Source organism: Mesorhizobium sp. M6A.T.Cr.TU.017.01.1.1 (genome assembly GCF_004023115.1).
Classification (GTDB): domain Bacteria; phylum Pseudomonadota; class Alphaproteobacteria; order Rhizobiales; family Rhizobiaceae; genus Mesorhizobium; species Mesorhizobium mediterraneum.
The window spans coordinates 1-345 of the sequence record NZ_RZTA01000312.1; the positions used below are offsets into that span (position 1 = coordinate 1).

Below are 345 nucleotides of genomic sequence, written 5' to 3' on the forward strand. Positions count from 1 at the left end.
GGATGCCATTCGGCTCGCGGAAGTAGAGCGAACGGAAATAATAGCGCTCGACCTCGCCGCTCGACGGCAGCCGGAACTCGGCCAGCCGCGCCGTCCATTGATGCAGCGTCTCCTGGTCCGGCGCCCTGAAGGCGACATGGTGAACCGCACCCGCGCCTTGCCGCGCCGGCGCCAGTCCCGGCTGCACCAGGACATGCAACTCCGCCGCCGGCCCGCCCTCTCCCATTTCGAAGACGTGAACCTGCCCCTCCGGCGAGACATAGTCGCGCGCCTTGCGCATGTTCATCACTTTGGTCACCACCGCTTCGGTGTTGGTGATGTCGGGAACGCTGATGACGATCGGCC

1 protein-coding gene is annotated in these 345 nt (G+C 66.1%); it reads right to left on the reverse strand.

Annotated elements, in window-relative coordinates:
- Nucleotides 1–345, reverse strand: a 345-nt coding sequence (locus EOB36_RS34145) for a VOC family protein (RefSeq protein ID WP_206637251.1), incomplete at both ends; no start/stop codon positions are given.